Raw genomic sequence first — 22,235 nt, 5'->3', positions numbered from 1 at the left:
GCGCACTATATCGTGGCGTCCCCTGCCGTCGTGTCACCGTGACGGTTTTCAGCATCCTACTGGCATGGGCTTGACGCTGCCCTGGCCCTAAACTGACCCCATGAGCCGATCCCGACATCCGGAAGTCCATCGCTCCGACCGTGTCGGCTGGCTGCGTGCCGCCGTGCTCGGCGCCAACGACGGCATCGTCTCGGTGGCTGGCCTGGTAGTCGGCATCGCTGCCAGTGGCGCCTCGGCTTCGACGATTCTGGCCACCGGCATCGCCGGGACCGTGGCCGGCGCGATGTCGATGGCGGCCGGCGAGTATGTCTCGGTGCAGTCCCAGGCCGACACCGAGCGGGCCGACCTGGCAGTGGAGAGGCGCGAACTGCACGAAGACCCGCATAGCGAGCTGGAAGAGCTGGCGGCAATCTACCGGCATCGCGGGCTTAGCCCCGAACTGGCACATGAAGTGGCCACCCAGCTCACCGCACACGACGCACTGGGGGCGCATGCCCGCGATGAGCTGGGCATCACCGAGGAACTGCGCGCGCGCCCGATGCAGGCTGCCATGGCCTCGGCCGGCGCGTTTGTCAGTGGCGCTGCGTTGCCGGTGCTGACCGCCTTGCTCGCGCCGCATGCTGTCGTCGGCCAGGCCACCACCGTGGTGACGCTGCTGGGGCTGTGCCTGACCGGCACGCTGGCCGCCCATGCCGGCGGTGCGCCACGTCTGCGCGGTGCGTTGCGCGTCACGTTCTGGGGCGCGATCGCGATGGCCGCGGCCGCGTTGGTCGGCCAACTGTTCAACGTGGCGGGCTGAGCGATGTCCGCGCCGATCGATACAACTACCTCGCTGCTGGCGACAATGGCCAGCCTGGCTGACTGCCAGCGCGCCGATGGCTATGCGTGCATCACCGCGCGCCGCGAGCATGGCGCCTCCTCCGTGGAGATTCCGCAGCCGCAGTTCGCGATCCTGCTGCAGGGGCGCAAGCAGGTGCGCACCGCGCAGCAGTCGCTGGAATTCGCACCGGGCGATCTGTTCCTGATCACCCGCCGCTGTCGCATCGATGTGGTCAACATTCCCGATCCGCATAGCGGCCTCTATCTCAGCGCGATCGTGCCGATGTGCGCCGAGGCGCTCACGGCCGCCCGGGCGCTGTGGAACGAACCACTGCCCGAAGCCGGTGATGCACTGGCCAGGCTGCCACTGGCCGAGCATGGCGCGACCCTGCTGCAGTGGCGGCAGGCGCTGGAACACGGTCACTACACCGAAGCACGGTTGGCCCTGGCCTCGCTTGCCGTGGCCTTCTGCCGGCGCGGGCACGGCAGCCTGCTGGTTCCACCCGAGCCGAGCCTGGGTGATCGCATCCGCGATCTGATCGCAGCCCAGCCCGAGCGCGATTGGCAGTCACGCGATTTCGAAGCGCAGCTGGGCCTCAGCGGTGCCACGCTGCGCCGGCGCTTGGCCAGCGAACACTCCAGCGTGCGCGAACTGATCACCGATGCGCGGCTCGCGCATGCGATGGGCCTGCTCTACACCACCCGGCTGCCGTTGAAGACCGTGGCCGCGCGCGTGGGCTACCGCTCGCTGGGCAGCTTCAACAAGCGCTTCGCCGAACGTTACGGGCTGGAACCGGCGGCGATCGGCAACAGCTGAGTGCGAGCGGATCGCGCGGCATTCTGAGCGGAACGCAGCGAACAGGACGCGCAGCATGGAGGCACCGCGGCGCTGCCGCCCTGTCCGGAATCTGTCATGCCCTTCCCCCGCGTTCGCACGCTTGCCGCCGCCGTGCTGTTGGCCGTTGTCGCCAGCCCCGCGCTGGCCACCACCACGCACACCCCGCACGAGCAGGTCCCCGGCGTGTATCACCAGACCATCGGCACGCTGCAGGTCACCGCGCTGTTCGATGGCACGGTGGCGCTGGGCCGCCAGGAGCTGGTCGGAATCGCCCCCGGCGCGGTCACCCGGCTGCTCGATCACCGCTATGTGCCCGAGGATGGCAAGGGCCTGCAGACGGCGGTCAATGCGTACCTGGTGCAGCAGGGCAATCACCTGACCCTGGTCGATACCGGCACCGCGCAGTGCTTCGGCCCCGGCCTGGGCCAGGTGCTGGGCAACCTGCGCAAGGCCGGCTACGACCCGGCCGAGGTGGACGATGTCGTGCTGACCCACGCCCATCCGGACCACCTGTGTGGCCTGCTTGATGCGAAGGGCACGGTTGCCTATCCGAATGCGACGGTGTGGCTGTCGGCTGCCGACGCGGCGTACTGGCTGGACCCGGCCAGCGAAGCGACCGCGCCGCAGGGCGTGCGCTTCGCCTTCGCATTGGCGCGCAAGGCGGTGGCGCCGTACGAAGCCAGTGGGAAGCTGAAGCGCTTTGCATCTGGCGACACGTTGCCGACCGGCATCACCGCGCTGGACAGCCATGGCCACACGGTCGGCCATGTCTCGTACCAGATCGATGGCGGCACCGGCCAGCAGTTGCTGGTGTGGGGCGACCTCGTGCATTTCCACGCGGTGCAGTTCGCGCAGCCTCAGGCGTCGTTTGAAGCGGACAGCGACCGCGTCGCCGCGATCGCCAGCCGGCGCCGGATGATGGCGCAGGCGGCGGACCAGGGCTGGTGGGTAGCCGGCGCGCACCTGCCCTTCCCGGGGCTGGGGCATGTGCGTCGCGAAGGGGAGGCATTCGCCTGGGTACCGGGCGAATTCGCGCCGTTGCCGGCGAAATGATGGGAGCCGGCCAGCGGCCGGCACTACCCGCATCGCGCGGTCCGTTGGACCGCCGCGACGTCTGGGATCAGACCGCTTCCGGCGCCGGCTTGTTCAGGCCCAGCCAGCCGCCGATGATGCCGCGGGCTTCATCTACGCCCTGGCGGGCGGGACCGGAGAAGGTCTGCACGCTGACGGTATCGCCGAAGGAGGACTGCAGTTCCTTGCGCACCTTCTGCAGGGCGATGCCCTGCTGACCACGGCCGAGCTTGTCGGCCTTGGTCAGCAGCGCGTGCGCCGGCAGGCCACGCTGCACTGCATAGGCAAGCATCTGGCGGTCGTAGTCCTTCAGCGGGTGACGGATGTCCATCACCACCACCAGGCCACGCAGGGCCTCGCGGGTACGGAAGTACTGGTCGATGAAGGCCTGCCAGTGCGCCTGCAGATCCAGCGGGACCTTGGCATAGCCATAGCCGGGCAGATCGACCAGCTTGGCCTCCGGGGTGACCTCGAAGAACACCAGCTGCTGGGTGCGGCCGGGGGTCTTGGAGACCCGGGCCAGGCTGTTCTGGCGGGTCAGGGCGTTGAGGGCACTGGACTTGCCAGCATTTGAGCGACCGGCAAAGGCGACTTCCGCGCCCACGTCGTCCGGCAATTGCCGGGTGTTGTGGGCCGAAAGCAGGTATTGGGCGCGTTCGAGGAGCAATGACATGGGTATAGGATCGCATGTCCGGGCCCGATCCGCGCTGCCCGCGCTCGGTTTTGCTGCACCCTGCGTTGACCGTGGCGTGAAACGGCGTTGATAATCGGGCGATCCCCGTGGTTGCGGTCCCGCAACCGCCAGGCCGGTCCACACGGAGCTTCCGCATGCGCCATGCTCGCGTTCTTGCCGTTTCCGCACTTGCTGTCTCGCTGCTCGCCGCCGTTGCCGTTGCCCAGACCTCGATCACGCCCCTGCCGGACAACGGGCCGATCAAGACCGCCTCGCTGGAGGTCGATTTCAGCAAAACCACCTGGGGCGATCCCAAGGCCGGGCAGACCAAGGCGGCGGCCTGCGCGGCCTGCCACTCGGCCGATGGCAATTCCACGGTGGAGATGTACCCGAGCATCGCCGGCCAGAGCGAGCGCTACAGCGCGCAGCAGATGGCCTTGATCGCCAATGGCCAGCGTACCTCCGGGGCCTCGGCGGCGATGGTGCCGTTCGTGCAGGACCTTACCCCGCAGGACATGCGCGACATCGGCGCCTACTTCGCCACCCAGAAGGCCACCGCCGGCATCGCCGACGATGGCGCGGTGACCGAAGGCCCGTACGCCGGCAAGAAGTTCTTTGAGATCGGCCAGCAGCTGTACCGCGGCGGCGATGCCGAGCGCGGGATTCCGGCCTGCATGGCCTGCCACGGCCCGACCGGTGCCGGCAACCCGGGCCCGGCCTACCCGCATATCAGTGGACAGCATTCGGCGTATGTCGCGCGCCGGCTGCAGGAGTACCAGGCCGGGACCACCCAGGAAACCGACAAGGCGCACTTCCAGATCATGGCCACGATCGCCAAGTCGCTGACCGAGCAGGAGATCCAGGCCCTGGCCAGCTATCTGCAGGGCCTGCACAACCGCGCCGATGATGTCGCCGCTGCGGCCACCGTTGCCGGGGGCACGCAGGCACCGTAACCACCGCCCGCACCGCAGCGCATCCCCTTGGTCGGATGACAGATGCGACCGCCGTGGCTGGCGGGGTATGTTCACTGCCACGCCGGCGACTGGGCCGGCGTCGTTTTTTCTGTATGGAGATGGATGTAGATGACGTTGATGCCCCGCCTGATGTTGCTGCTGCTGGCCCTGAGCCCGTTGAGCACCCTCGCTGCCACCCCGACACCGCTGGTGGAGGGCAAGGATTACGACCGCATCGCCGATGCCGGTCCGTTCGCGCCGCTGGCCGGCAAGATCGAAGTCGTGGAGATGTTCGGCTACACCTGCCCGCACTGCGCGCACTTCGAGCCGCAGCTGGAAGCCTGGGCGGCCAAGCTGCCCAAGGATGTCCGCTTCACCCCGGTGCCGGCCGCTTTCGGGGGCGTGTGGGATTCGTTCGCCCGCGCCTACTACGCCGCCGATCAGCTGGGCGTGGCCAAGCGCAGCCACCGCGCCATGTTCGATGCCCTGCATGAGAAGGGCTCGCTGCCGATGCAGAACGTCTCGCCGGACGAACTGGCCGCGTTCTACCAGGGCTTCGGTGTGGCGCCGCCGCAGTACATCGCCGCGCTCAAGAGCGATGCGGTGGACGCGAGGGTCAAGGCGGCCCGCGCCTTCGCCCTGCGCACCAAGGTGCCGGGCACGCCGACGTTGATCATCAACGGCGTGTACCTGGTCAAGGGCGACTCGTTCGAGTCGATGCTGCGCAATGCAGATGCCCTGATCGCGCGCGCGCGCAGCGGCAAGGCGCTCTAACAGCGCTCGCTGAACCATCACGCACCGTGCACGCGGGACGCTCGTTTCCGCGTGTCATCATGCTTCCCTGGCCGATGCTCCCAGTATCGGCCCCACCATGCTCATCCGCTGGAGATCCCTCGATGAAGACCCGTTTCGCCATTACGCTCATGGCCCTGCTGCCGATCCTGGCCGCGTGCAAGGCCCAGGACGGTACCGCCAACACCACCGCCCCGGCCGAACCGGCCACCCCGAGCAGCACGCCTGCGGCCGAGCCGGCGACGCCGACCGAGCAGGCCCCGGCCGCCAGCGGTGAAACCGCCGCCGCCGAGACCGCTGCCGCCGAAGCCACCACCCCGGCGCCGGCCCCGGCCTCTTCGCGCCCGACCGGCCCGGAGCCGGTTGCCGGCACCGACTATGTGGTGATCGAGAACGGCCAGCCGTTCCAGCCGGCAGCGGGCAAGATCGAAGTCGCTGAGATCTTCGGTTACGTCTGCCCGGCCTGCGCCGCGTTCCAGCCGCTGATCGGGCCGTGGAAGGCCGGCCTGCCGAGCGATGTGAACTTCGTCTATGTACCGGCCATGTTCGGCGGCACCTGGGATGACTACGGCCGCGCGTTCTACGCGGCACAGAGCATGGGCCTGCAGGAAAAGACCCACGAAGCGCTGTACGCCGCCATCCACGCCGAGCAGAGCCTGAAGGGCGAGCGCGGCCGCGATTCGGTCGAGGACATCGCCAACTTCTACGCCAAGCACGGTGCCGACCCGAAGCAGTTCGCCGCCACCATGGGCAGCTTCGCGATCAACGCCAAGACCAACTCGGCCAAGCAGTTCGCCCAGCGCAGCAAGATCTCGGGCACCCCGTCGGTGATCGTCAACGGCAAGTACCTGGTCAAGGGCAAGAGCTTCCCGGACATGCTGCGCATCGCCGATCACCTGATCGCACGCGAACGCGCCGGCAAGGCCAACTGATCCTGGCATAGCGAACCGTCGTGAATTCCCCCCACACGCGGACCCTGCGCCTGCTGACGGCCAATATCCAGGCCGGTTCGAGCACCCGCCGCTACAGTGACTATGTGACCCGCAGCTGGTCGCACGCACTGCCGGCCGGGCGCAAGCGAACCAGCCTGGATGCCATCGCGCAGATGGCCCGCGAACACGACATCGTCGGCCTGCAGGAGGCCGACCCCGGCAGCCTGCGCTCGGGTTTCACCAACCAGACCCACTATCTGGCCGAGCGCGCCGGCTTCAATTACTGGAGCCACCAGCCCAACCGCCGGATGGGCGGGGTGGCCTCCAGCGCCAACGGCCTGCTCAGCAAGCTCGAGCCGGTCGAGGTCCAGGACCACGCCCTGCCTGGCCGGATCGGCGGGCGCGGCGTGTTGCTGGCCAAGTTCGGTGAAGGCAGCCAGGGCTTGGCGGTAGCGGTAGCGCATCTGTCGTTGGGGACCAATTCGCGCATGTCGCAATTGGCCTTCATTGCCGATCTGCTCGCCGACCACCCCAACGCGGTGCTGATGGGCGATTTCAACTGCCTGGCCGAACGGCCGGAAATGCAGGTGCTGTACCAGAAGACGACGCTGCAGCCGCCTGGCTGCGTGGTGCCGACCTTCCCCAGCTGGCGCCCGGACCGGGCCATTGACCACATCCTGCTCAGCAATGGCCTGCAGCAACGCAGCGCCGAAGCAGTGCCCGCCGCGTTCTCCGATCATCTCGCGCTGGCGATGTCGATCGACGTTCCCACCAGCGCGCTGCGCTGAGCCATGCCACCCGCCGCCCTTGCGCGGCGGGCATCGTGAGCATCTAAACAGGCTGTCCACAGCGCCTGTGCGATAAATCCGCCGTCCGCCGGACCGGCACCAGAGTATCCCTCCCCCCATGAGTACCGTGGAGCCGCCTCTGCCCGAGGTGCGCACGCTTCGACCCGTGTTCCTGCTTGCCGCCACCCTCGTGGCGGCATTCGCCATTCTGGTCACCGCGTTTCCCATCGACGCCGGTGTCATGCTCCTCGACGCCCAGACCTGGGCCTCGCGCAATGTCGGCTGGTATTACCTGCTGGCCATGACCGTGTATCTGGTGTTCGTGGTCGGCGTGGCGCTGTCCGGCTATGGCAACGTCAAGCTGGGCGCAGACCATGACGAGCCAGAGTTCAGCTATCTCTCTTGGGCCGGCATGCTGTTCGCCGCCGGCATCAGCATCACCCTGTTCTTCTTCTGCGTCTCCGAGCCGCTGACCCATTACCTGCTGCCGCCGCAGGGCGGCACCGGCAGTGGCGAAGCCAGCGCGCGCCAGGCGATGCAGCTGCTGTTCCTGCATTGGGGTCTGCACGGCTGGGGCGTGTTCGCACTGGCCGCGATGGCGCTGGCCTACTTCGCCTACCGTCACAACCTGCCGCTGGCGCTGCGCTCGGCGCTGTACCCGCTGATCGGCAAGCGCATCAACGGGCCGATCGGCTACACCGTGGATGCCTTGGGCATCGTGGCCACCGTGTTCGGCCTCGGCGCGGACATGGGCTTCGGCGTGCTGCATCTCAACGCCGGCCTGAATACCTTGTTCCCGGTGCCGCATGCGGCCTGGGTGCAGGTCGGCCTGATCGTACTGATGATGGGCGCGGCGATCACCGTGGCCGTATCCGGTGTGGAGAAAGGCGTGCGCTGGATGTCCAACATCAACATGCTGCTGGCGATCTCGCTGCTGCTGTTCATGCTGTTCGCCGGCCCCACCCAGTACCTGCTCAATGCCTTCATGCAGAACATGGGTGACTACCTGGGCAACGTGGTCGGCAAGAGTTTCGATGTGTACGCCTACGGCGGCCGCCCGGACTGGCTGGGCAACTGGACGGTGTTCTACTGGGCCTGGTGGATCGGCTGGGCGCCATTCGTGGGCCTGTTCATCGCGCGCATCTCGCGTGGGCGCACCATCCGCGAGTTCGTGCTCGGCGTGCTGCTGATTCCGCTCGGTTTCACGTTGGCGTGGCTGTCGATCTTCGGCAACAGCGCGCTGGATCAGATCCTGCACCACGACCAGGTGCACCTGGCACAGATGGCGGTGGAGAATCCACCGACCGTGCTGTACGCACTGCTGGAAAGCTATCCGTGGAGCCGCACCGTCATCGCGGTCACGGTGATCGTCAGCTTCATCTTCTTCGTCACCTCGGCCGATTCCGGCACGGTGGTGCTGTCCACGCTGTCCTCGCAGGGCGGCAATCCAGAAGACGACGGCCCGCGCTGGCTGCGCGTGTTCTGGGGCGTGATGACCGGTCTGGTCACCGCCGGGCTGCTGCTGGCGGGCAGCATGGATGCGCTCAAATCCGCGGTGGTGCTGGCCTCGCTGCCCTTCTCGGTGGTCCTGCTGCTGATGCTGTGGGGCCTGACCCGTGCGCTGGGCGAAGAGTCGCAGCGCAAGAAGGCCTCGCAGTACTCACCGATCCCGTTGATCGGGCAGTCCAGACATCAGCGCGGCTGGCGCCAGCGCATCACCCAGGCGGTGCATTTCCCGGTACGCGACGAGGTGTACCGGTTCATGGATACCGATGTGAAGCCGGCGATCGAAGCCGTCGCGGCGCAGTTGCTCGAACAGGGCCTGGATGTGCAGACGAAGTTCGAGCCGGGCGAGATGGAACTCACCGTGGATCACGGCGAGCAGCAGGTGTTCACCTACCAGGTGATCATGCGCGGCTATCTCACCCCCTCCTTCGCCGCGCAGCGCTTCCGCAACCAGCGTTACTACCGCGCCGAAGTGCACCTCTATGAAGGTGGACAGGACTACGAGCTGTTCGGCTACAGCCGCCAGCAGATCATCAACGACATCATCGATCAGTACGAGCGTCACCTGCAGTTCCTGCATCTCACGCGTTGACGCACTGATCTCCCGCTGCAAAGGAGTCATCGACATGCCTACCCTCCCCGACCAGCTGCTGTACATCGGCGGCCGCTACGTTCCCTCCCAGGGCGGAAAGACCTTCGAGGTCATCAATCCGGCCAACGGCGAGCTGCTCGCCAACGTCCACAGCGCCAGCAGCGACGATCTGGACGCCGCCGTGGAAAGCGCCCAGGCCGGCCAGAAAGTGTGGGCCGCGCTGACCACCGTGGAGCGCTCGCGCATCCTGCTGCGGGCCGTGGCGCTGCTGCGCGAGCGCAACGATGCACTCGCGGAACTGGAATCGCGCAACACCGGCAAGGCCCTGAGCGAAACGCTCAGCGTGGACGTGGTCACCGGCGCGGACGTGCTGGAGTACTACGCCGGCGTCATGCACGGGCTGGAAGGCAGCCAGGTGCCGCTGCGCGAGAGCAGCTTCTTCTACACGCGCCAGGAACCGCTGGGCGTGGTCGGGGCGATCGGCGCCTGGAACTACCCCATCCAGATCGCGCTGTGGAAGGCTGCCCCGGCGCTGGCCGCCGGCAACGCGATGATCTTCAAGCCCAGCGAAGTGACGCCGTTGACCGCGCTGAAGCTGGCAGAGATCTTCACCGAGGCCGGCCTGCCCGATGGCGTGTTCAACGTGTTGCCCGGCGATGGTGCCGGCGTCGGTTCGGCACTGACCGAGCACCCGCTGATCGAGAAAATCTCCTTCACCGGCGGCACCGCGACCGGCCGCAAGGTGATGGCCAGTGCCTCCAGCTCCACGCTCAAGGACGTCACCATGGAGCTGGGCGGCAAGTCGCCGCTGATCATCTGCGCGGACGCCGATCTGGACCTGGCCGCCGACGTGGCGATGATGGCCAACTTCTACAGCTCCGGCCAGGTGTGCACCAACGGTACCCGCGTGTTGGTGCCGCGCAGCACGCTGGCCGCGTTCGAAGCCAAGCTGCTGGAACGGGTCCAGCGCATCCGCATTGGTGACCCGCTGGCCAAGGACACCAACTTCGGCCCGCTGGTCAGCGCCGCGCACATGCAGCGCGTGCTGGAGCACATCGGCAGCGGCAAGGCCGAGGGTGCACGGCTGGTCTGCGGCGGCGAACGGCTGACCGACGGCGCGCTGGGCAAGGGCTGCTATGTGGCACCGACCATCTTCAGCGATTGCCGCGATGACATGCGCATCGTGCGCGAGGAAATCTTCGGGCCGGTGATGAGCCTGCTCGCCTACGACGACGAAGACGAGGCCGTGCGCCGCGCCAACGCGACCGATTACGGCCTGGCCGCCGGCGTGGTGACCCCCGACCTGGCCCGCGCGCACCGGCTGATCCACCAGCTCGAGGCCGGTATCTGCTGGGTCAACAGCTGGGGCGAATCGCCGGCGCAGATGCCGGTGGGCGGCTACAAGCAGTCCGGTGTCGGCCGCGAAAACGGGCTCGCCACGCTGCGCGCCTATACCCGCACCAAATCCATCCAGATCGAGCTGGACCGCTACGCGTCGGTGTTCTAACCGGCCTTACCAGGAGACACCGCGATGAAGCGCGAGTACGACTACATCATCATCGGCGCCGGTTCGGCCGGCAACACACTGGCCGCGCGCCTCACCGAAGACGCCGGCGTCAGCGTGCTGCTGCTGGAAGCCGGGGGCCCGGATTACCGGATGGATTTCCGCACCCAGATGCCGGCCGCACTGGCCTATCCGCTGCAGGGCCGCCGCTACAACTGGGCGTATGAAACCGAGCCGGAGCCCTACATGAACAACCGGCGCATGGAATGCGGCCGCGGCAAGGGTCTGGGCGGCTCCTCGCTGATCAACGGCATGTGCTACATCCGCGGCAACGCGATGGACTTCGATCAGTGGGCCAGCTTCGACGGGCTGGAGGACTGGAGCTACCACGACGTGCTGCCCTACTTCCGCAAGGCGGAAACCCGCGACATCGGCCCGAACGACTACCATGGCGGCGATGGCCCGGTCAGCGTGGCCACGCCGAAGAAGGGCAACAACGTGCTGTTCCACGCGATGGTCGAGGCCGGTGTGCAGGCCGGCTACCCACGTACCGATGACCTCAACGGCTACCAGCAGGAAGGCTTCGGCCCGATGGACCGCACGGTGACCCCGCGCGGGCGCCGTTCCAGTACCGCACGCGGCTATCTAGACATGGCCAAGGACCGCGAGGGGCTGGAGATCGTGGTGCACGCCACCACCGACCGCATCCTGTTCGCCGGCAAGCGCGCGGTGGGCGTGCGCTACCTGGCCGGCAACAGCGTCGAGCCGATCGATGCCCATGCGCGCCGCGAGGTGCTGCTGTGCGCCGGCGCGATCGCCTCGCCGCAGATCCTGCAGCGCTCCGGCGTGGGCGCACCCGCGCTGTTGGCCGCGCTCGGCGTACCGCTGGTGCACGATCTGCCTGGCGTGGGCGAGAACCTGCAGGATCACCTGGAGGTGTACATGCAGTACGCCTGCAAGAAGCCGGTCTCGCTGTACCCGGCCCTGCAGTGGTGGAACCAGCCGGCGATCGGTGCGGAATGGCTGTTCGCCGGTACCGGCATCGGCGCCAGCAATCAGTTCGAAGCCGGTGGTTTCATCCGCACCCGCGAGGACTTCGACTGGCCCAACATCCAGTACCACTTCCTGCCGGTGGCGATCAATTACAACGGCACCAATGCGGTCAAGGAACACGGCTTCCAGGCGCATGTCGGCTCGATGCGCACGCCCAGTCGCGGCCACGTGCATGCCAAGTCGCTGGACCCACGTGAGCACCCCTCGATTCTGTTCAACTACCAGTCCACCGATCAGGACTGGCAGGAGTTCCGCGATGCGCTGCGGATCACGAGGGAGATCATCGCGCAGCCCGCACTGGACGAATTCCGTGGCCGCGAGATCAGCCCGAGCGCCGAATGCCAGACCGATGCGGAACTGGATGCGTTCGTGCGCGCACATGCCGAAACCGCGTACCACCCGTCCTGTTCGTGTGCAATGGGAACCGACGCGATGAGCGTGGTGGACGGCCAGGGCCGCGTGCATGGCATGGAAAGCCTGCGCGTGGTCGACGCCTCGATCATGCCGCGCATCATCACCGGCAACCTCAACGCCACCACGATCATGATCGCCGAGAAGATCGCTGATCGCATTCGTGGGCGGGCGCCGCTGCCGCGCAGTACCGCCGCGTATTACGTCGCCGGGGATGCACCGGCCCGGCGCTGAGGCGTGCGTGATTGATCGGTAGGTGCCGGCCGTTGGCCGGCACTACCGATACCATCACGCGCGATTACGCCGGCGCACCCGGCAAAGGTACGACCGCTCGCTTTGCGGTCAACGTACTGCCCACCGACGCCACCACGGTGCAGCCGATCGCCGCCCACTGCAGCGGGGTCAGGTGCTCGGCCAGCAGGCCCATCGCCAGCAGCGCCGCGACCGCCGGCTCCATGCTGATCAGGATGCCGAAGGTCTCCTTGGGCAGCCGCTTGAGCGCCATCATCTCCAGCGACATCGGGATCGCGCTGGAGACGATCGCCACGCCCAGCCCGAACAGCAGGATTTTCGGGTCCAGCAACGCCATGCCGGCATGCGCCACGCCGACCGGCACCACCACCAGGGCCGCCGCGCACAGCCCCAGCGATACCGTATGCCCGGCCGGCAGATGGCCGGCGCGCTTGCCGAAGATGATGTACATCGCCCAGCACACCGCCGCGCCCAGGGCGAACATCACCCCGGCCGGATCCAGTGGCTCACCATGGCCCAGCGGCAGCAGCAGCAACAGCCCGACCAACGCGCAGCCGACCCAGATGAAATCGACCGGCCGCCGCGAGGACCACATCGCCACCGCCAGCGGCCCGCAGAATTCGATGGCCACCGCGATGCCGAACGGGATCGTACGCAGCGCCATGTAGAACAGCAGGTTCATCACCCCCAGCGTGATGCCATACCGGATGATCGCCCCGGCATCCGCGCGGGAGGTGGTCCACCGCCACGGCCGGAACACCATCAGCAGTACCAGCGCCGAGAAGCCCACGCGCAGCGCGCTCGTGCCCTGCGCACCGATCAGCGGGAACAGCTGTTTGGCATACGAAGTGCCCACGGCCAGCGAGGTGACCGAGCCCAGGACGGCCAGGGCAGGAAAAAGCGTAGAAAGGCGGGAGGTCGACATCCGCACAGGATATTGCGCAACGGCCGAAGGAGATGCTCAATTGCAGCGGTCTTCCTGCATCTTTCACTCACCATGTCTGCCACGCCCTACACTCCCGACAGCTTCGACCGGGCCATCCTGGCGATCCTGCAGCGTGACAACGCCACCCCGCAGCGTGAGATCGCCGAGTCGGTGAGCCTGTCCGCGCCTGCGGTGCAGCGGCGGATCAAACGCCTGGAAGAAACAGGCGTCATCCGCGCGAACGTCGCCGTGCTGGACCAGGCCCGGCTGGGCCGGCCGCTGACGATCATGGTCGAGGTGCGGGTCGCCAGCGAGCAACCGCATCGGGTCGCGCCGTTCCGTCGCCGCGTGCAGGAGGATCCCGCCGTGCAGCAGTGCTACGCCATCACCGGCGAGGCCGACTTCCTGCTGATCCTGACCGCCGCCTCGATGGAGGAATACGAGGCGATCAGCGAGCGGCTGTTCGGCAACGACGACAACATCGAGCGCTTCCGTACCGCGGTGGCGCTGAGCACGCTCAAGCGCGGGCTGGATGTTCCGCTGGCGGAGTGATCGGCCTCAGCGCGTGGCCGACAGCGCAGCGTCGAACAACGCCGTCGCTTCCGTGATCGCCGCCCCGTGCGTGGCCTGCTTGTCGGCCGCCACCTGGCAGAGTGCGCCGACGCGCGTCTGGCCCAAGGCGGTGCAGCTGGACAGAAAGTCGTAGTGCCCGACGGCTGGCAAGGTGGTCAGCGTCGCCTTTGGAAGTGCTGCGGCCGCGATGTCGCTGTTGGTGGCCGGCGAGGCCACCGTATCGGCCGCACCGACGAGGACCGACACCGGCAGCCTTACCTTGGCCAGTTCTTCTGGCGCGAAGGCCTGCACCATCGCCGGCGCGATCAGGAACACGGCGCCCACGCCTGCGATGGCGCGATCGTCACCGGCCCGGGCAACCCACGGCGCCAGTTCCGGTGTGTCTGCTGCGGCCATCCGCCGCGCCAGGGTCAGTGACGGAGTCTCTGCCTGCGGCGCGCAGACGCCGTCATCGGGGTGCGTGCGACAGAACGCCAGCAGGCGCTGCACCTCCGGGCGTGCCCCTGCGGCGACCAGCGCGGTGAACCCGCCAGCCGAATAGCCGGCGATGCCCAACCGCGTGGTATCGATCTGCGCAGCAAGCGCGGGATCCGCCTGCACGGCCGCCAGCGCGGCAGCAAGATCATCCACGCGGTTCCACATCAACAGGCTGCCAGCCTCGGTCATGGAATCCACCCCGTTGTTGCCGGGATGGTCCACCGCGATCACCACGTAGCCTGCCCGCGCCATCGCGGTGCCGAACCAGCCCATCATCCGGGCGCTGCCACCGTTGCCGTGCGAGAGCAGCAGGACCGGCCAGCGACCTTCGGCGATGGCGGCATCCGCGGCAGCCCTGCCCACCTCGAACAGCGGCGCGCCCGGCGGACCGATCGTCAGCGCGGTTTCCTGTGCATCGGGCTGCGCCGGGTACCACACGGTGTAGCGCACGCTGTCGCGGTGGTCGGCATCACGCACGGCCGCACTGGGCGTGTGTGCCACGCCCTGTCGCTCTCCCACGGGCGGCACGGCCCCAACGGCAAACAGGGGCAGGCAGAGCGCCAGCAGCGCGGTACAACAACGGGCGGTCATTCGCATGGGTCAATCTCCTTGAGGTGCAACGTGTCGGCCAGCGGCAGCCAGATCTCCACCCCGCCGTGGCCGCTGCGGTCATCGAAGCGCGCGTCGTAGCGCTCCAGGTCCGGTGCGTCGGCCAGGGTCAGGCCGGACGCCGGCAGATAGTCATTCAACAACCAGAACCAGGTGGAGCGGATCGCGGAGATGTGCCCGGCATGCCAGGCCACCAGGTACTCGCGGGGCGCGATCGAGATCGCCTGCCAACCGGCGGGCACGGACGCGCCGGCACGGATCTCCACGCCGGCGATGTAGTCGAAGCCACCTTCGGCATCGTTGTTGCCGCACACGCCGTAGGCGATCTCAGCGCCCAGGCCATAAGCTTCGTCAAGGCGCTGCCATTGCGAAGGAATCGATGCGACGGTCGCGGCGGTATGGCGTGCACCGATCCCGGCCACGCGCAGGGCGCCGCGGTACTCGCGCCGGGGTTGGATCGCGCAGGGGGTCGAGGTATCGATCAGTTTCAGTGCCTCGACCAGCGCCATGTCGGCCAGCCCCTGTTCGCGCACCTGCTCGGGCGAACGCCCGAACTGGTCGGAAAATGCGCGGGTAAAGGCCGCGTGCGAGGCATAGCCCGCCGCCACCGCTACACTCAGGATGTCACCGGCACCGGCGGCCAGTTGACGGGCAGCTTCGGTCAGCCGGCGGCCACGCAGATAGCGCACCACCGAGGTGCCGGTGCTGAGCTGGAACAAGCGCGAAAGGTGGAACGGTGACAGCCCGACCACGCGAGCGATATCGGCCAGCGACGGGTTTTCAGCGAAGTGGCTTTCGATGTACCACAAGGCCCTGCGTGCCGCACCCATACCGCCAGATCCATGCCGTTGAACGGGACCGCAGCGTAACCCAGCGCGCGCCGCGGCATTTGATCGTTCTTGCTGTGCGCTGCGCTGCGACGGCGGGCAGTAGCGCGAGCTCGCTTCAGCAAAATGAACACGCAGGAGTCCAGCGTGGCCCGCCTTCAGCATCGACGCTGAGATCGGATGCGGTTGATGATGCGAATCATTGCCATTACCATAGCGTGATCAGGGTCGCGCAAGGGATGCGTACCCGTGAACAGTTATCGAGCCCGCGCCGGGTCACCGCCCGCGCCAGCCGCTGCCTGCCCCCACCCCGCTCCGCCGCAGGCCACCCAGGACGCCGGCCATGCGCGTTGCCGCCTTTCTGGAAACGCCGATGACCCGCTCCGCCCACGTGCTGTCCCGCCCGTCGATGCACCGTCGCCCGCTGCCGCAGGCCTTGATGGTGGCCCTGTGCACCCTCGCCGTTGCGCCTGCGTTCGCACAGGACGCTGCCGCTGATGCCACCACCCTGGACAAGATCGTGGTCAAGGGCGAGCGCGCCGAAGGTTATTCGGTCCGCAGGACCTCGGCCGGCACCCGCTTCGATCTGGCCCCGCGCGAGATCCCGCAGTCGGTCAGCATCATCAGCCACCAGCGCATCGAAGATCAGAACCTCGATGACATCATCGACGTGCTGGCCAACACCACCGGCGTGAGCAGCACCCAGTCCGATACCGAGCGCACCGAGTTCTACGCGCGCGGCTTCTACATCGACAGCTACCAGTTCGACGGCCTGCCGACCCAGATGGTGCAGAACTGGAGCTACGGCGATTCCGGCCTGGACCTGGCCCTGTATGACCGCGTGGAAGTCGTGCGTGGCGCCACCGGACTGCTGAGCGGCGCCGGCAACCCCTCCGCCTCGGTGAACCTGATCCGCAAGCATGCCGACAGCGCCGAGCTGACCGGCAGCGTGTCGGTCAACGTCGGCAGCTGGGGCCGCACCCGCAGCACCGTGGATGTGACCACCCCGCTTAACGCCAGCGGCTCGGTGCGCGCGCGCGTGATCGGCAGCTACCTGGATACCGAATCGCAGATGGACCGCTACGACCAGCACAAGACGCTGGGCTATGCGGTGATCGATGCCGACCTGACCCCGGACACCCAGCTGAGCGTGGGCTACGACTACCAGCAGAAGCGGGCCAACGGCGCGACCTGGGGTGGCTTCCCGATGCTGTTCTCCGATGGCAGTTCCACCGGCTACGACGAGTCGTTCAATGCCAATCCGGGCTGGACTTACTGGGATACGACCAGCAAGCGCCTGTTCGCCACGTTGGAACATGCGTTCGCCAACGACTGGAAGGTCAAGGTTGGCGCCTCCCATGACAAGACCAGTGCCGATGACAAGCTGTTCTATCCGGCCTACAACGACTGGGTGACCGGCGCTTCCAACTTCGACAAAACCACCGGCGCAGGCGTAGTGGGGTCGGCCGGCTTCTACAATACACAGCGCAAGGTCAATGCCGTAGATGGCTATGCGGAAGGACCGTTCCAGCTGTTCGGGCGGGAACATCAGTTCATGGCCGGGCTGAGCTACAACAAGCGCGATTTCGCCAATTACGGTGACTACCAAGGCACGGTAGACAATCCTCGTTGGCAGCCACTGGACAGCTACCTGGGATGGACGGGGAACTTCCCTGAGCCTGTCTGGAACCCGCTGACGCTCGCGAGCGAAGGCACGATCACCCAGAAGGCCGGCTACGTCGCCACCCGCCTGTCGCTGGCCGATCCGCTCAAGATGATTCTCGGCGCGCGTTATACCGACTGGAAGAGCGAAGGTGAAGGCGATGACCGCTCGCACAAAGTCACCACCCCGTATGCCGGCCTGGTGTTCGACATCAACGAAACGTACTCCACCTACGCCAGCTACACCGAGATCTTCCAGCCGCAGACGGCGCGCGACCGCAATGACAACTACCTCGATCCGGTGGATGGCAAGAGCTACGAAATCGGTGTAAAGGGTGCGTGGTTCGACAACCGGCTCAACGCCTCCATCGCTGCGTTCCGCATCGAGCAGGACAATGTGGCGCAGATCACCAATGAGCCGATCATCGGTCGTCCGGGCCAGTTCGCCTCAATCGCCGCACGCGGCACGGTGAGCCGTGGTTTCGAGTTCGAGCTGAACGGTGAACTGGCCCCGGGCTGGAACGCGACCTTCGGTGCCTCGCGCTACGTGGCCAAGGACATCAACGACGCGGACATCAACACCAACCTGCCGCAGACCACCATCAAGCTGTTCACCAGCTACACCCCGCAGTCGCTGAGCGCGCTGACGGTCGGTGGCGGTGCCAACTGGCAGAACGGCATCTACTACCCGGTGCCGGCCTACGGCCGTATCGAACAGGGCGGCTATGCGCTGGTCAGCGCGTTCGTGCGCTACCGCATCTCGCCGGAGTTCAGCGTGCAGGCCAACCTCAACAATCTGCTGGACAAAAAGTACTTCTCGCAGATCAACGGCTACGGCGCGTACGGTGATGGTCGCAATGGCGGCCTGACGTTCACCTGGTCGTTCTGACCGGTCTTTGATCGTATCGCTTCAACTCAGGAGAGCCGGGCATTGCCCGGCTCTCTGCGTTTTGCACGATGCGCAATGGACGCGCGGCGCTGCACGGCCAGACCTCGGTAGTGCCGGCCGCTGGCCGGCAGCCTCATGGGCGATGACGGTCTTGCCTGGTGGCCGGCCAGCGGCCGGCACTACGGCCGTGCGCGCAGCAGCACCAACCCGAACCCGATAAAGATCGTGCCGACCACGCGGTCGAACACCTTGCGCAGCCCCGGCTTGGCCAGATAACCGGCCAGCCCGCGGCCGCCGGCGGCATACACCGCGTACCAGAACATCTCCATCACCGCGAAGGTGCCCACCAGGATCACGAACTGGGGCAGCTGCGGCTGGGTGAGATCGACGAACTGCGGCAGGAACGCCGAAGCGAACAGCAGCAGCTTGGGGTTGCTGATGCCGATGATGAAGCCATCGCGGAACAGCACGGTGCGTGAACTGGGCACCAGCGCCGTGGTGCTGCCGACGTCGATCGGCGCATCACCGCCGCGCCAGGCTTTGATCCCCAGGTACACCAGGTACGCCACGCCGGCGTAGCGCAGCACGTCGAACACCATCGGCGAGGCCTTGAGCACCGCGCCCAGCCCGGCGGCGGAGATCGCCAGGGCCAGCACCAGCGCGGTCAGGCAGCCGGCCATGGCGGCGATGCTGCGGCGGAAGCCGACGCGCACGCTGCGGGTCATCACGTGCAGCATGTTCGGGCCGGGCGTGCCGCACAGAACGAAGACGGTGACGGCGAAGATCCACCAGGTATGCAGGTTCATGGCAATTCAGTTCACGAGGAGGCGTAGTGCCGGCCGCTGGCCGGCTCCCCATGATGCCTGACGGAAACAGCACCGGCAGCCCGGGCACCCGATATGGCCTATCCGTGCAACCAGGTTGTCCGCCCGGAACGCACCGGGGCGCCGTCTCGACGCCCCGGCGTGTCACCTCCGCATCAACCCTTGATCAGAACCGCAGATCCGCGCGCAGGTACCAGTAGCGCCCGCGCGGGATGTCGTAGGTCGAGGCGTCATAGCCGTTGAGCGAGCACGACAGGCAGATCGGCGGATCCTTGTCGAACACGTTGTTCAGGCCGGCGCTGAGCTGAAGCCCCTTCATCCAGTCGAACTTGTAGCCCACCTGCATGTCGTGGAAAGTGGTGGCGGCCAGCTCGTTGGTGCCTTCGGCCTGGTTGCCGCAGATCGGGAAGGCCGCCACGTCGCCACACTCCTCGGTGAGCTTGGAGATGTGGCGTACCGTCCAGGAGGCATTCCAGTTGGCCAGATTCCAACTCAGGGTGGCATTGCTGGTCCACTCCGGGATCGAGCTGTCGGCCACTTCCACGCCCGGCTCCTGCGGCTGCCGCTGGCCGGCCGCACCCAGTGCCTCATAGCGCCCGACGAAGGTGTTCTGCCAACCGAGCTTGAACTGGCCGACCTCCGTCTGCGGCAGGGTCCAGAACAGGTCCACATCCCAGCCATCGGTCTTGATCGAGCCCAGGTTGGTCAGCCGGTTGTTGAAGCTGCTGACCGCACCGGTCGAGGCGCGCGTGATGCCACCGCAGTACAGCGGGTCCAGCGTGTCCACGCACAGGTCGAGCTGGGTCTGCGCGTTGATCGCCTGGATCGCGCCTTCGATGTGGTGGCGATAGAACGTCACCTCCACATCGAAGCGCTCCGACCAGGACGCATTGCTGCCGAACCAGGGGCTCCACACGAAGCCGGCGCTGAAGCTGCGCGAGCGCTCCGGATCCAGCTCCGCGTTGCCACCGGTGGTGACCGAGATCTGCGAGTTGGCCTGCTGGAACCCCCCGGGCACGCCGAGTGCGGCACAGTTGGCGGCACTGCCACGCGGCGGCGTACCACCCAACCCGACCGAGCACGGATCGAACAGCTGCAGGTCGGCACGCGCGGCCGAGCCGTACAGCTCGCCGATCGACGGCGCGCGGAAGCCTTCAGCATAGCTGGTGCGCAGCACGAAGTCGTTGGTCACCTGCCAGCGCAGGCCGTACTTCGGCGTGAACTCCCCACCGAAGGTGGAGTAGTCCGAGTAGCGCCCGGCCAGGCTCAGGTCGAGCTTCTCGCCGAGCGCGCTCTTGGCGAAGATCGGCACGCTCAGCTCGAGGTAGGCCTCGTTAACGTCGTAGGAGCCGGAGGTGGGCAGTGACGGCACACCGTTGTAGTGACCGATCACGGTCAGCGGATCCGGATCGTAGCGGCCCTCGTACTTGCGGTACTCGTAGCCGGTGGCGAACGAGACCGGGCCGGCCGGGAGCGTGAACAACTCGCTGCTCAGGTTGGCGGTGAACAGGCTCAGCTCGTTCTGGCTGCGGTCTCGCACCACCGGCTGGATCCAGCGCAGCATGTCCGGCGTGATCGAGCCGACCCCGCCGAAGATGTTCAGCGGGACACAGCCGGGCGTGGCCGCGCAGATCGCCGGATCGCCCAGCGCCATGTTGACCTTGTAGATGTCGTAGCTGCCGTAGTTGGTCTGCTCGGCTTTGTTCTTGCTGTACATGCCGTTGAGGTCCCAGAACCAGCTGCGGTCCGCCGCCTGGAACTGGCCGACCAGCCCGGTGGCGAAGTACTGGGTGTTGACCTCCTGCTCGAACACGCGCGGGCCGCCTTCCACCGGGCGGCGACCGATCAGGCTCATGTTGCTCGAAGAATCCAGATCGAAGCCGAAGGGGTTGTACGGGTTGAGCGCGGAGACCACGATGTTGTCCGCCAGCGGGTTGCCGGTGGCGCCATCCGGGCCGAAGAACAGCGGCTCGGGGCCGGCCTGGTTGGTGGACTCGCGGCGGTTGCCCAGTGCCTTGATGTACCACTGGATCTCATCGGTGAGGTCGAAACGGAACTGACCGAAGATGCCCTTCCGCTCGGACGGGGTGAGCACCAGGTTGTACTCGGCGAAGTTGAAACGGTCGGCCGAGGTGAAGCAGTGGTAATCATCACTGCGGTTGCAGCCCGCGCTGCCGTCATAGCGCGGATTGCTCACGCCGGTGTTGGGCACGATGTTCTGGCTGGCGCCGGTGTTGGGGTCCACGAAGGCGAAGCGCCCCTGCGGAATGCCACCACTGCCGAAGGCAAGTCCCGTGCCGGGAATCGGGAAGCGCGATTGCTCGCGATCGCGCGCATACACCGGGTCCTGCTTGGTCCAGCTGGCGCCCAGGAACAGGCTGTAGCGGTCGCCGCTGGTGCCCCACGCCAGATCCACGCCTTTCTGGGTGCCGTCGCCCTTGGTGTACTCGCCATAATTCATCGTCACCTGCGCGCCGTCGAATTCGCGGCGGGTGATGATGTTGACCACACCGGCGATCGCATCGGAGCCATACAGCGACGAGGCGCCGTCTTCGAGCACTTCGATGCGCTCGACGATGGCCAGCGGAATGGTGTTCAGATCGGTCGCCGCACCCACGCCGGAGGCGGAGGATTCGTTGACCCAGCGGATGCCGTCGACCAGGACCAGCACGCGCTTGGCGCCCAGATGCCGCAGGTCGACCTGGGCCGAGCCCGCGCCCACACCGCTGCCATCGGGTGGGAAGCCGAAGTTGCCCGAGGAATTGAACTTTGCATTGAGCGCCGAACCGGAGCCGGTCAGTTGCTGCAGCACATCGCCGATCGAGGTCAGGCCGGTGCGTTCGATCTCGGTGCGGGTCAAAGTCTGGATCGGCACCTGCCCTTCCACCTCGGCCCGCTTGATGCGGCTGCCGGTCACTTCTACCCGGTCCAGATCGGTCGTGCTGCGTGGCGCGTCCTGCGCGCTGGCCAGGGCCGGTGCCGCCAGCAGCAGGCACAGCGAGACGGCAACCGCCAGTGGGCGGTGATGCAGGTTGTTCATTCGCTCTCTCTCCAAAGGAATGTCGGGCTGGGCTGCCGCGCCCCCCTGCATGGCGGCAGTGTCTCCTTTGTAAACAAACGGTAAACAGGTCGACGTGACGGCCGACACTCTTTCACGCGGAATCGACAAAGCCGACTGGGCGAAACTACGCGGCGTGCGTTGCATGGATCGGCCGCGCGCTGCAGCAAACGCCTTGTGTTTAAAGGCGCTGGCGGTCAGACATCC

At 66.9% G+C, this 22,235-nt stretch carries 18 protein-coding genes; 12 read left to right on the top strand and 6 right to left on the bottom strand.

What is annotated here, in order from left to right; translation table 11 throughout:
* The first annotated feature begins 100 nt into the window (after positions 1-100).
* The 3 genes from AC13F7_RS02610 (at position 101) to AC13F7_RS02600 (ending at position 2,710) form a co-directional block, all read left to right on the top strand.
* Entirely contained in the window at positions 101-799 is a 699-nt protein-coding gene (locus tag AC13F7_RS02610) for a VIT1/CCC1 transporter family protein (RefSeq protein ID WP_481470789.1), read from the top strand.
* Between the two features lie 3 nt (positions 800-802).
* The gene (locus AC13F7_RS02605; RefSeq protein ID WP_482999147.1) at positions 803-1,636 is read left to right on the top strand and encodes a helix-turn-helix transcriptional regulator; all 834 of its coding nucleotides are present in this window, start codon (positions 803-805) and stop codon (positions 1,634-1,636) included.
* A gap of 96 nt (positions 1,637-1,732) precedes the next feature.
* A complete protein-coding gene (locus AC13F7_RS02600) occupies positions 1,733-2,710 on the top strand; it encodes an MBL fold metallo-hydrolase (RefSeq protein ID WP_482999146.1) in 978 nt (325 codons plus the stop codon).
* Positions 2,711-2,777: 67 nt separating this feature from the next.
* Here AC13F7_RS02600 and yihA read toward each other — a convergent pair whose 3' ends face one another.
* Positions 2,778-3,401 (bottom strand): ribosome biogenesis GTP-binding protein YihA/YsxC, encoded by a 624-nt coding sequence (gene yihA, locus AC13F7_RS02595; RefSeq protein WP_123730201.1) that lies wholly within the window; start codon positions 3,399-3,401, stop codon positions 2,778-2,780.
* Positions 3,402-3,556: 155 nt separating this feature from the next.
* Here yihA and AC13F7_RS02590 point away from each other — a divergent pair, with 155 nt between their 5' ends.
* The 7 genes from AC13F7_RS02590 to betA all read left to right on the top strand — a co-directional run bounded on the left by AC13F7_RS02590 (position 3,557) and on the right by betA (position 12,166).
* A complete protein-coding gene (locus AC13F7_RS02590) occupies positions 3,557-4,354 on the top strand; it encodes a c-type cytochrome (RefSeq protein ID WP_176988211.1) in 798 nt (265 codons plus the stop codon).
* Positions 4,355-4,483: 129 nt separating this feature from the next.
* The gene (locus AC13F7_RS02585) at positions 4,484-5,128 is read left to right on the top strand and encodes a thiol:disulfide interchange protein DsbA/DsbL (RefSeq protein WP_481470786.1); all 645 of its coding nucleotides are present in this window, start codon (positions 4,484-4,486) and stop codon (positions 5,126-5,128) included.
* A 122-nt stretch (positions 5,129-5,250) separates the two neighbouring features.
* The gene (locus AC13F7_RS02580) at positions 5,251-6,078 is read left to right on the top strand and encodes a thiol:disulfide interchange protein DsbA/DsbL (RefSeq protein ID WP_481470785.1); all 828 of its coding nucleotides are present in this window, start codon (positions 5,251-5,253) and stop codon (positions 6,076-6,078) included.
* A 50-nt stretch (positions 6,079-6,128) separates the two neighbouring features.
* A complete protein-coding gene (locus tag AC13F7_RS02575; protein WP_481470792.1) occupies positions 6,129-6,866 on the top strand; it encodes an endonuclease/exonuclease/phosphatase family protein in 738 nt (245 codons plus the stop codon).
* 118 nt (positions 6,867-6,984) lie between these two features.
* Positions 6,985-8,964, top strand: a complete 1,980-nt coding sequence (gene betT, locus AC13F7_RS02570; protein ID WP_481470784.1) for a choline BCCT transporter BetT — start codon at positions 6,985-6,987, stop codon at positions 8,962-8,964.
* Between the two features lie 34 nt (positions 8,965-8,998).
* Positions 8,999-10,471: a betaine-aldehyde dehydrogenase gene (gene betB / locus AC13F7_RS02565; RefSeq protein ID WP_482999145.1), complete on the top strand. Its 1,473-nt coding sequence runs from the start codon at positions 8,999-9,001 to the stop codon at positions 10,469-10,471.
* A gap of 24 nt (positions 10,472-10,495) precedes the next feature.
* The gene (gene betA / locus AC13F7_RS02560; RefSeq protein WP_482999144.1) at positions 10,496-12,166 is read left to right on the top strand and encodes a choline dehydrogenase; all 1,671 of its coding nucleotides are present in this window, start codon (positions 10,496-10,498) and stop codon (positions 12,164-12,166) included.
* 64 nt (positions 12,167-12,230) lie between these two features.
* Here betA and AC13F7_RS02555 read toward each other — a convergent pair whose 3' ends face one another.
* Entirely contained in the window at positions 12,231-13,109 is an 879-nt protein-coding gene (locus AC13F7_RS02555) for an EamA family transporter (protein ID WP_481470781.1), read from the bottom strand.
* A gap of 72 nt (positions 13,110-13,181) precedes the next feature.
* Here AC13F7_RS02555 and AC13F7_RS02550 point away from each other — a divergent pair, with 72 nt between their 5' ends.
* The gene (locus AC13F7_RS02550; protein WP_482999143.1) at positions 13,182-13,661 is read left to right on the top strand and encodes an Lrp/AsnC family transcriptional regulator; all 480 of its coding nucleotides are present in this window, start codon (positions 13,182-13,184) and stop codon (positions 13,659-13,661) included.
* Positions 13,662-13,667: 6 nt separating this feature from the next.
* On the opposite strand, the gene AC13F7_RS02545 is transcribed toward AC13F7_RS02550, so the two are convergent.
* Together AC13F7_RS02545 and AC13F7_RS02540 are read right to left on the bottom strand one after the other, a co-directional pair.
* Complete coding sequence (locus AC13F7_RS02545; RefSeq protein ID WP_482999142.1) at positions 13,668-14,756, bottom strand: alpha/beta hydrolase family protein; 1,089 nt, start codon at positions 14,754-14,756, stop codon at positions 13,668-13,670.
* On the bottom strand, positions 14,747-15,598 hold the full coding sequence (locus AC13F7_RS02540; protein ID WP_482999141.1) for an AraC family transcriptional regulator: 852 nt from the start codon (positions 15,596-15,598) through the stop codon (positions 14,747-14,749). The genes AC13F7_RS02545 and AC13F7_RS02540 overlap by 10 nt, the downstream gene beginning before the upstream one ends.
* 370 nt (positions 15,599-15,968) lie before the next feature.
* On the opposite strand from AC13F7_RS02540, the gene fhuE reads away from it, so the two are divergent.
* Positions 15,969-18,146 carry a ferric-rhodotorulic acid/ferric-coprogen receptor FhuE gene (gene fhuE, locus AC13F7_RS02535; protein ID WP_482999140.1) on the top strand — a complete coding sequence of 726 codons (2,178 nt, stop codon included), beginning with the start codon at positions 15,969-15,971 and terminating at the stop codon, positions 18,144-18,146.
* A 179-nt stretch (positions 18,147-18,325) separates the two neighbouring features.
* On the opposite strand, the gene AC13F7_RS02530 is transcribed toward fhuE, so the two are convergent.
* Both AC13F7_RS02530 and AC13F7_RS02525 read right to left on the bottom strand, forming a co-directional pair.
* Complete coding sequence (locus tag AC13F7_RS02530; RefSeq protein WP_482999139.1) at positions 18,326-18,952, bottom strand: LysE family translocator; 627 nt, start codon at positions 18,950-18,952, stop codon at positions 18,326-18,328.
* 184 nt (positions 18,953-19,136) lie between these two features.
* Positions 19,137-22,010: a TonB-dependent receptor gene (locus AC13F7_RS02525; protein ID WP_482999138.1), complete on the bottom strand. Its 2,874-nt coding sequence runs from the start codon at positions 22,008-22,010 to the stop codon at positions 19,137-19,139.
* Positions 22,011-22,235: the final 225 nt, after the last annotated feature.

This window comes from Stenotrophomonas sp. K-6, from assembly GCF_056861555.1.
This window is presented reverse-complemented; position numbering and strand designations above follow the sequence as displayed.

Excerpts from the sequence above, each read along its gene's own strand:
- AC13F7_RS02605 (WP_482999147.1), top strand. The coding sequence starts at position 803 with ATGTCCGCGCCGATCGATACAACTACCTCGCTGCTGGCGACAATGGCC.
- AC13F7_RS02530 (WP_482999139.1), bottom strand. The coding sequence starts at position 18,952 with ATGAACCTGCATACCTGGTGGATCTTCGCCGTCACCGTCTTCGTTCTG.
- AC13F7_RS02585 (WP_481470786.1), top strand. The coding sequence starts at position 4,484 with ATGACGTTGATGCCCCGCCTGATGTTGCTGCTGCTGGCCCTGAGCCCG.
- AC13F7_RS02580 (WP_481470785.1), top strand. The coding sequence starts at position 5,251 with ATGAAGACCCGTTTCGCCATTACGCTCATGGCCCTGCTGCCGATCCTG.
- betT (WP_481470784.1), top strand. The coding sequence starts at position 6,985 with ATGAGTACCGTGGAGCCGCCTCTGCCCGAGGTGCGCACGCTTCGACCC.
- AC13F7_RS02540 (WP_482999141.1), bottom strand. The coding sequence starts at position 15,598 with ATGGGTGCGGCACGCAGGGCCTTGTGGTACATCGAAAGCCACTTCGCT.
- AC13F7_RS02545 (WP_482999142.1), bottom strand. The coding sequence starts at position 14,756 with ATGCGAATGACCGCCCGTTGTTGTACCGCGCTGCTGGCGCTCTGCCTG.
- AC13F7_RS02555 (WP_481470781.1), bottom strand. The coding sequence starts at position 13,109 with ATGTCGACCTCCCGCCTTTCTACGCTTTTTCCTGCCCTGGCCGTCCTG.
- AC13F7_RS02610 (WP_481470789.1), top strand. The coding sequence starts at position 101 with ATGAGCCGATCCCGACATCCGGAAGTCCATCGCTCCGACCGTGTCGGC.
- AC13F7_RS02600 (WP_482999146.1), top strand. The coding sequence starts at position 1,733 with ATGCCCTTCCCCCGCGTTCGCACGCTTGCCGCCGCCGTGCTGTTGGCC.
- yihA (WP_123730201.1), bottom strand. The coding sequence starts at position 3,401 with ATGTCATTGCTCCTCGAACGCGCCCAATACCTGCTTTCGGCCCACAAC.
- betA (WP_482999144.1), top strand. The coding sequence starts at position 10,496 with ATGAAGCGCGAGTACGACTACATCATCATCGGCGCCGGTTCGGCCGGC.
- AC13F7_RS02550 (WP_482999143.1), top strand. The coding sequence starts at position 13,182 with ATGTCTGCCACGCCCTACACTCCCGACAGCTTCGACCGGGCCATCCTG.
- fhuE (WP_482999140.1), top strand. The coding sequence starts at position 15,969 with ATGACCCGCTCCGCCCACGTGCTGTCCCGCCCGTCGATGCACCGTCGC.
- AC13F7_RS02525 (WP_482999138.1), bottom strand. The coding sequence starts at position 22,010 with ATGAACAACCTGCATCACCGCCCACTGGCGGTTGCCGTCTCGCTGTGC.
- AC13F7_RS02590 (WP_176988211.1), top strand. The coding sequence starts at position 3,557 with ATGCGCCATGCTCGCGTTCTTGCCGTTTCCGCACTTGCTGTCTCGCTG.
- betB (WP_482999145.1), top strand. The coding sequence starts at position 8,999 with ATGCCTACCCTCCCCGACCAGCTGCTGTACATCGGCGGCCGCTACGTT.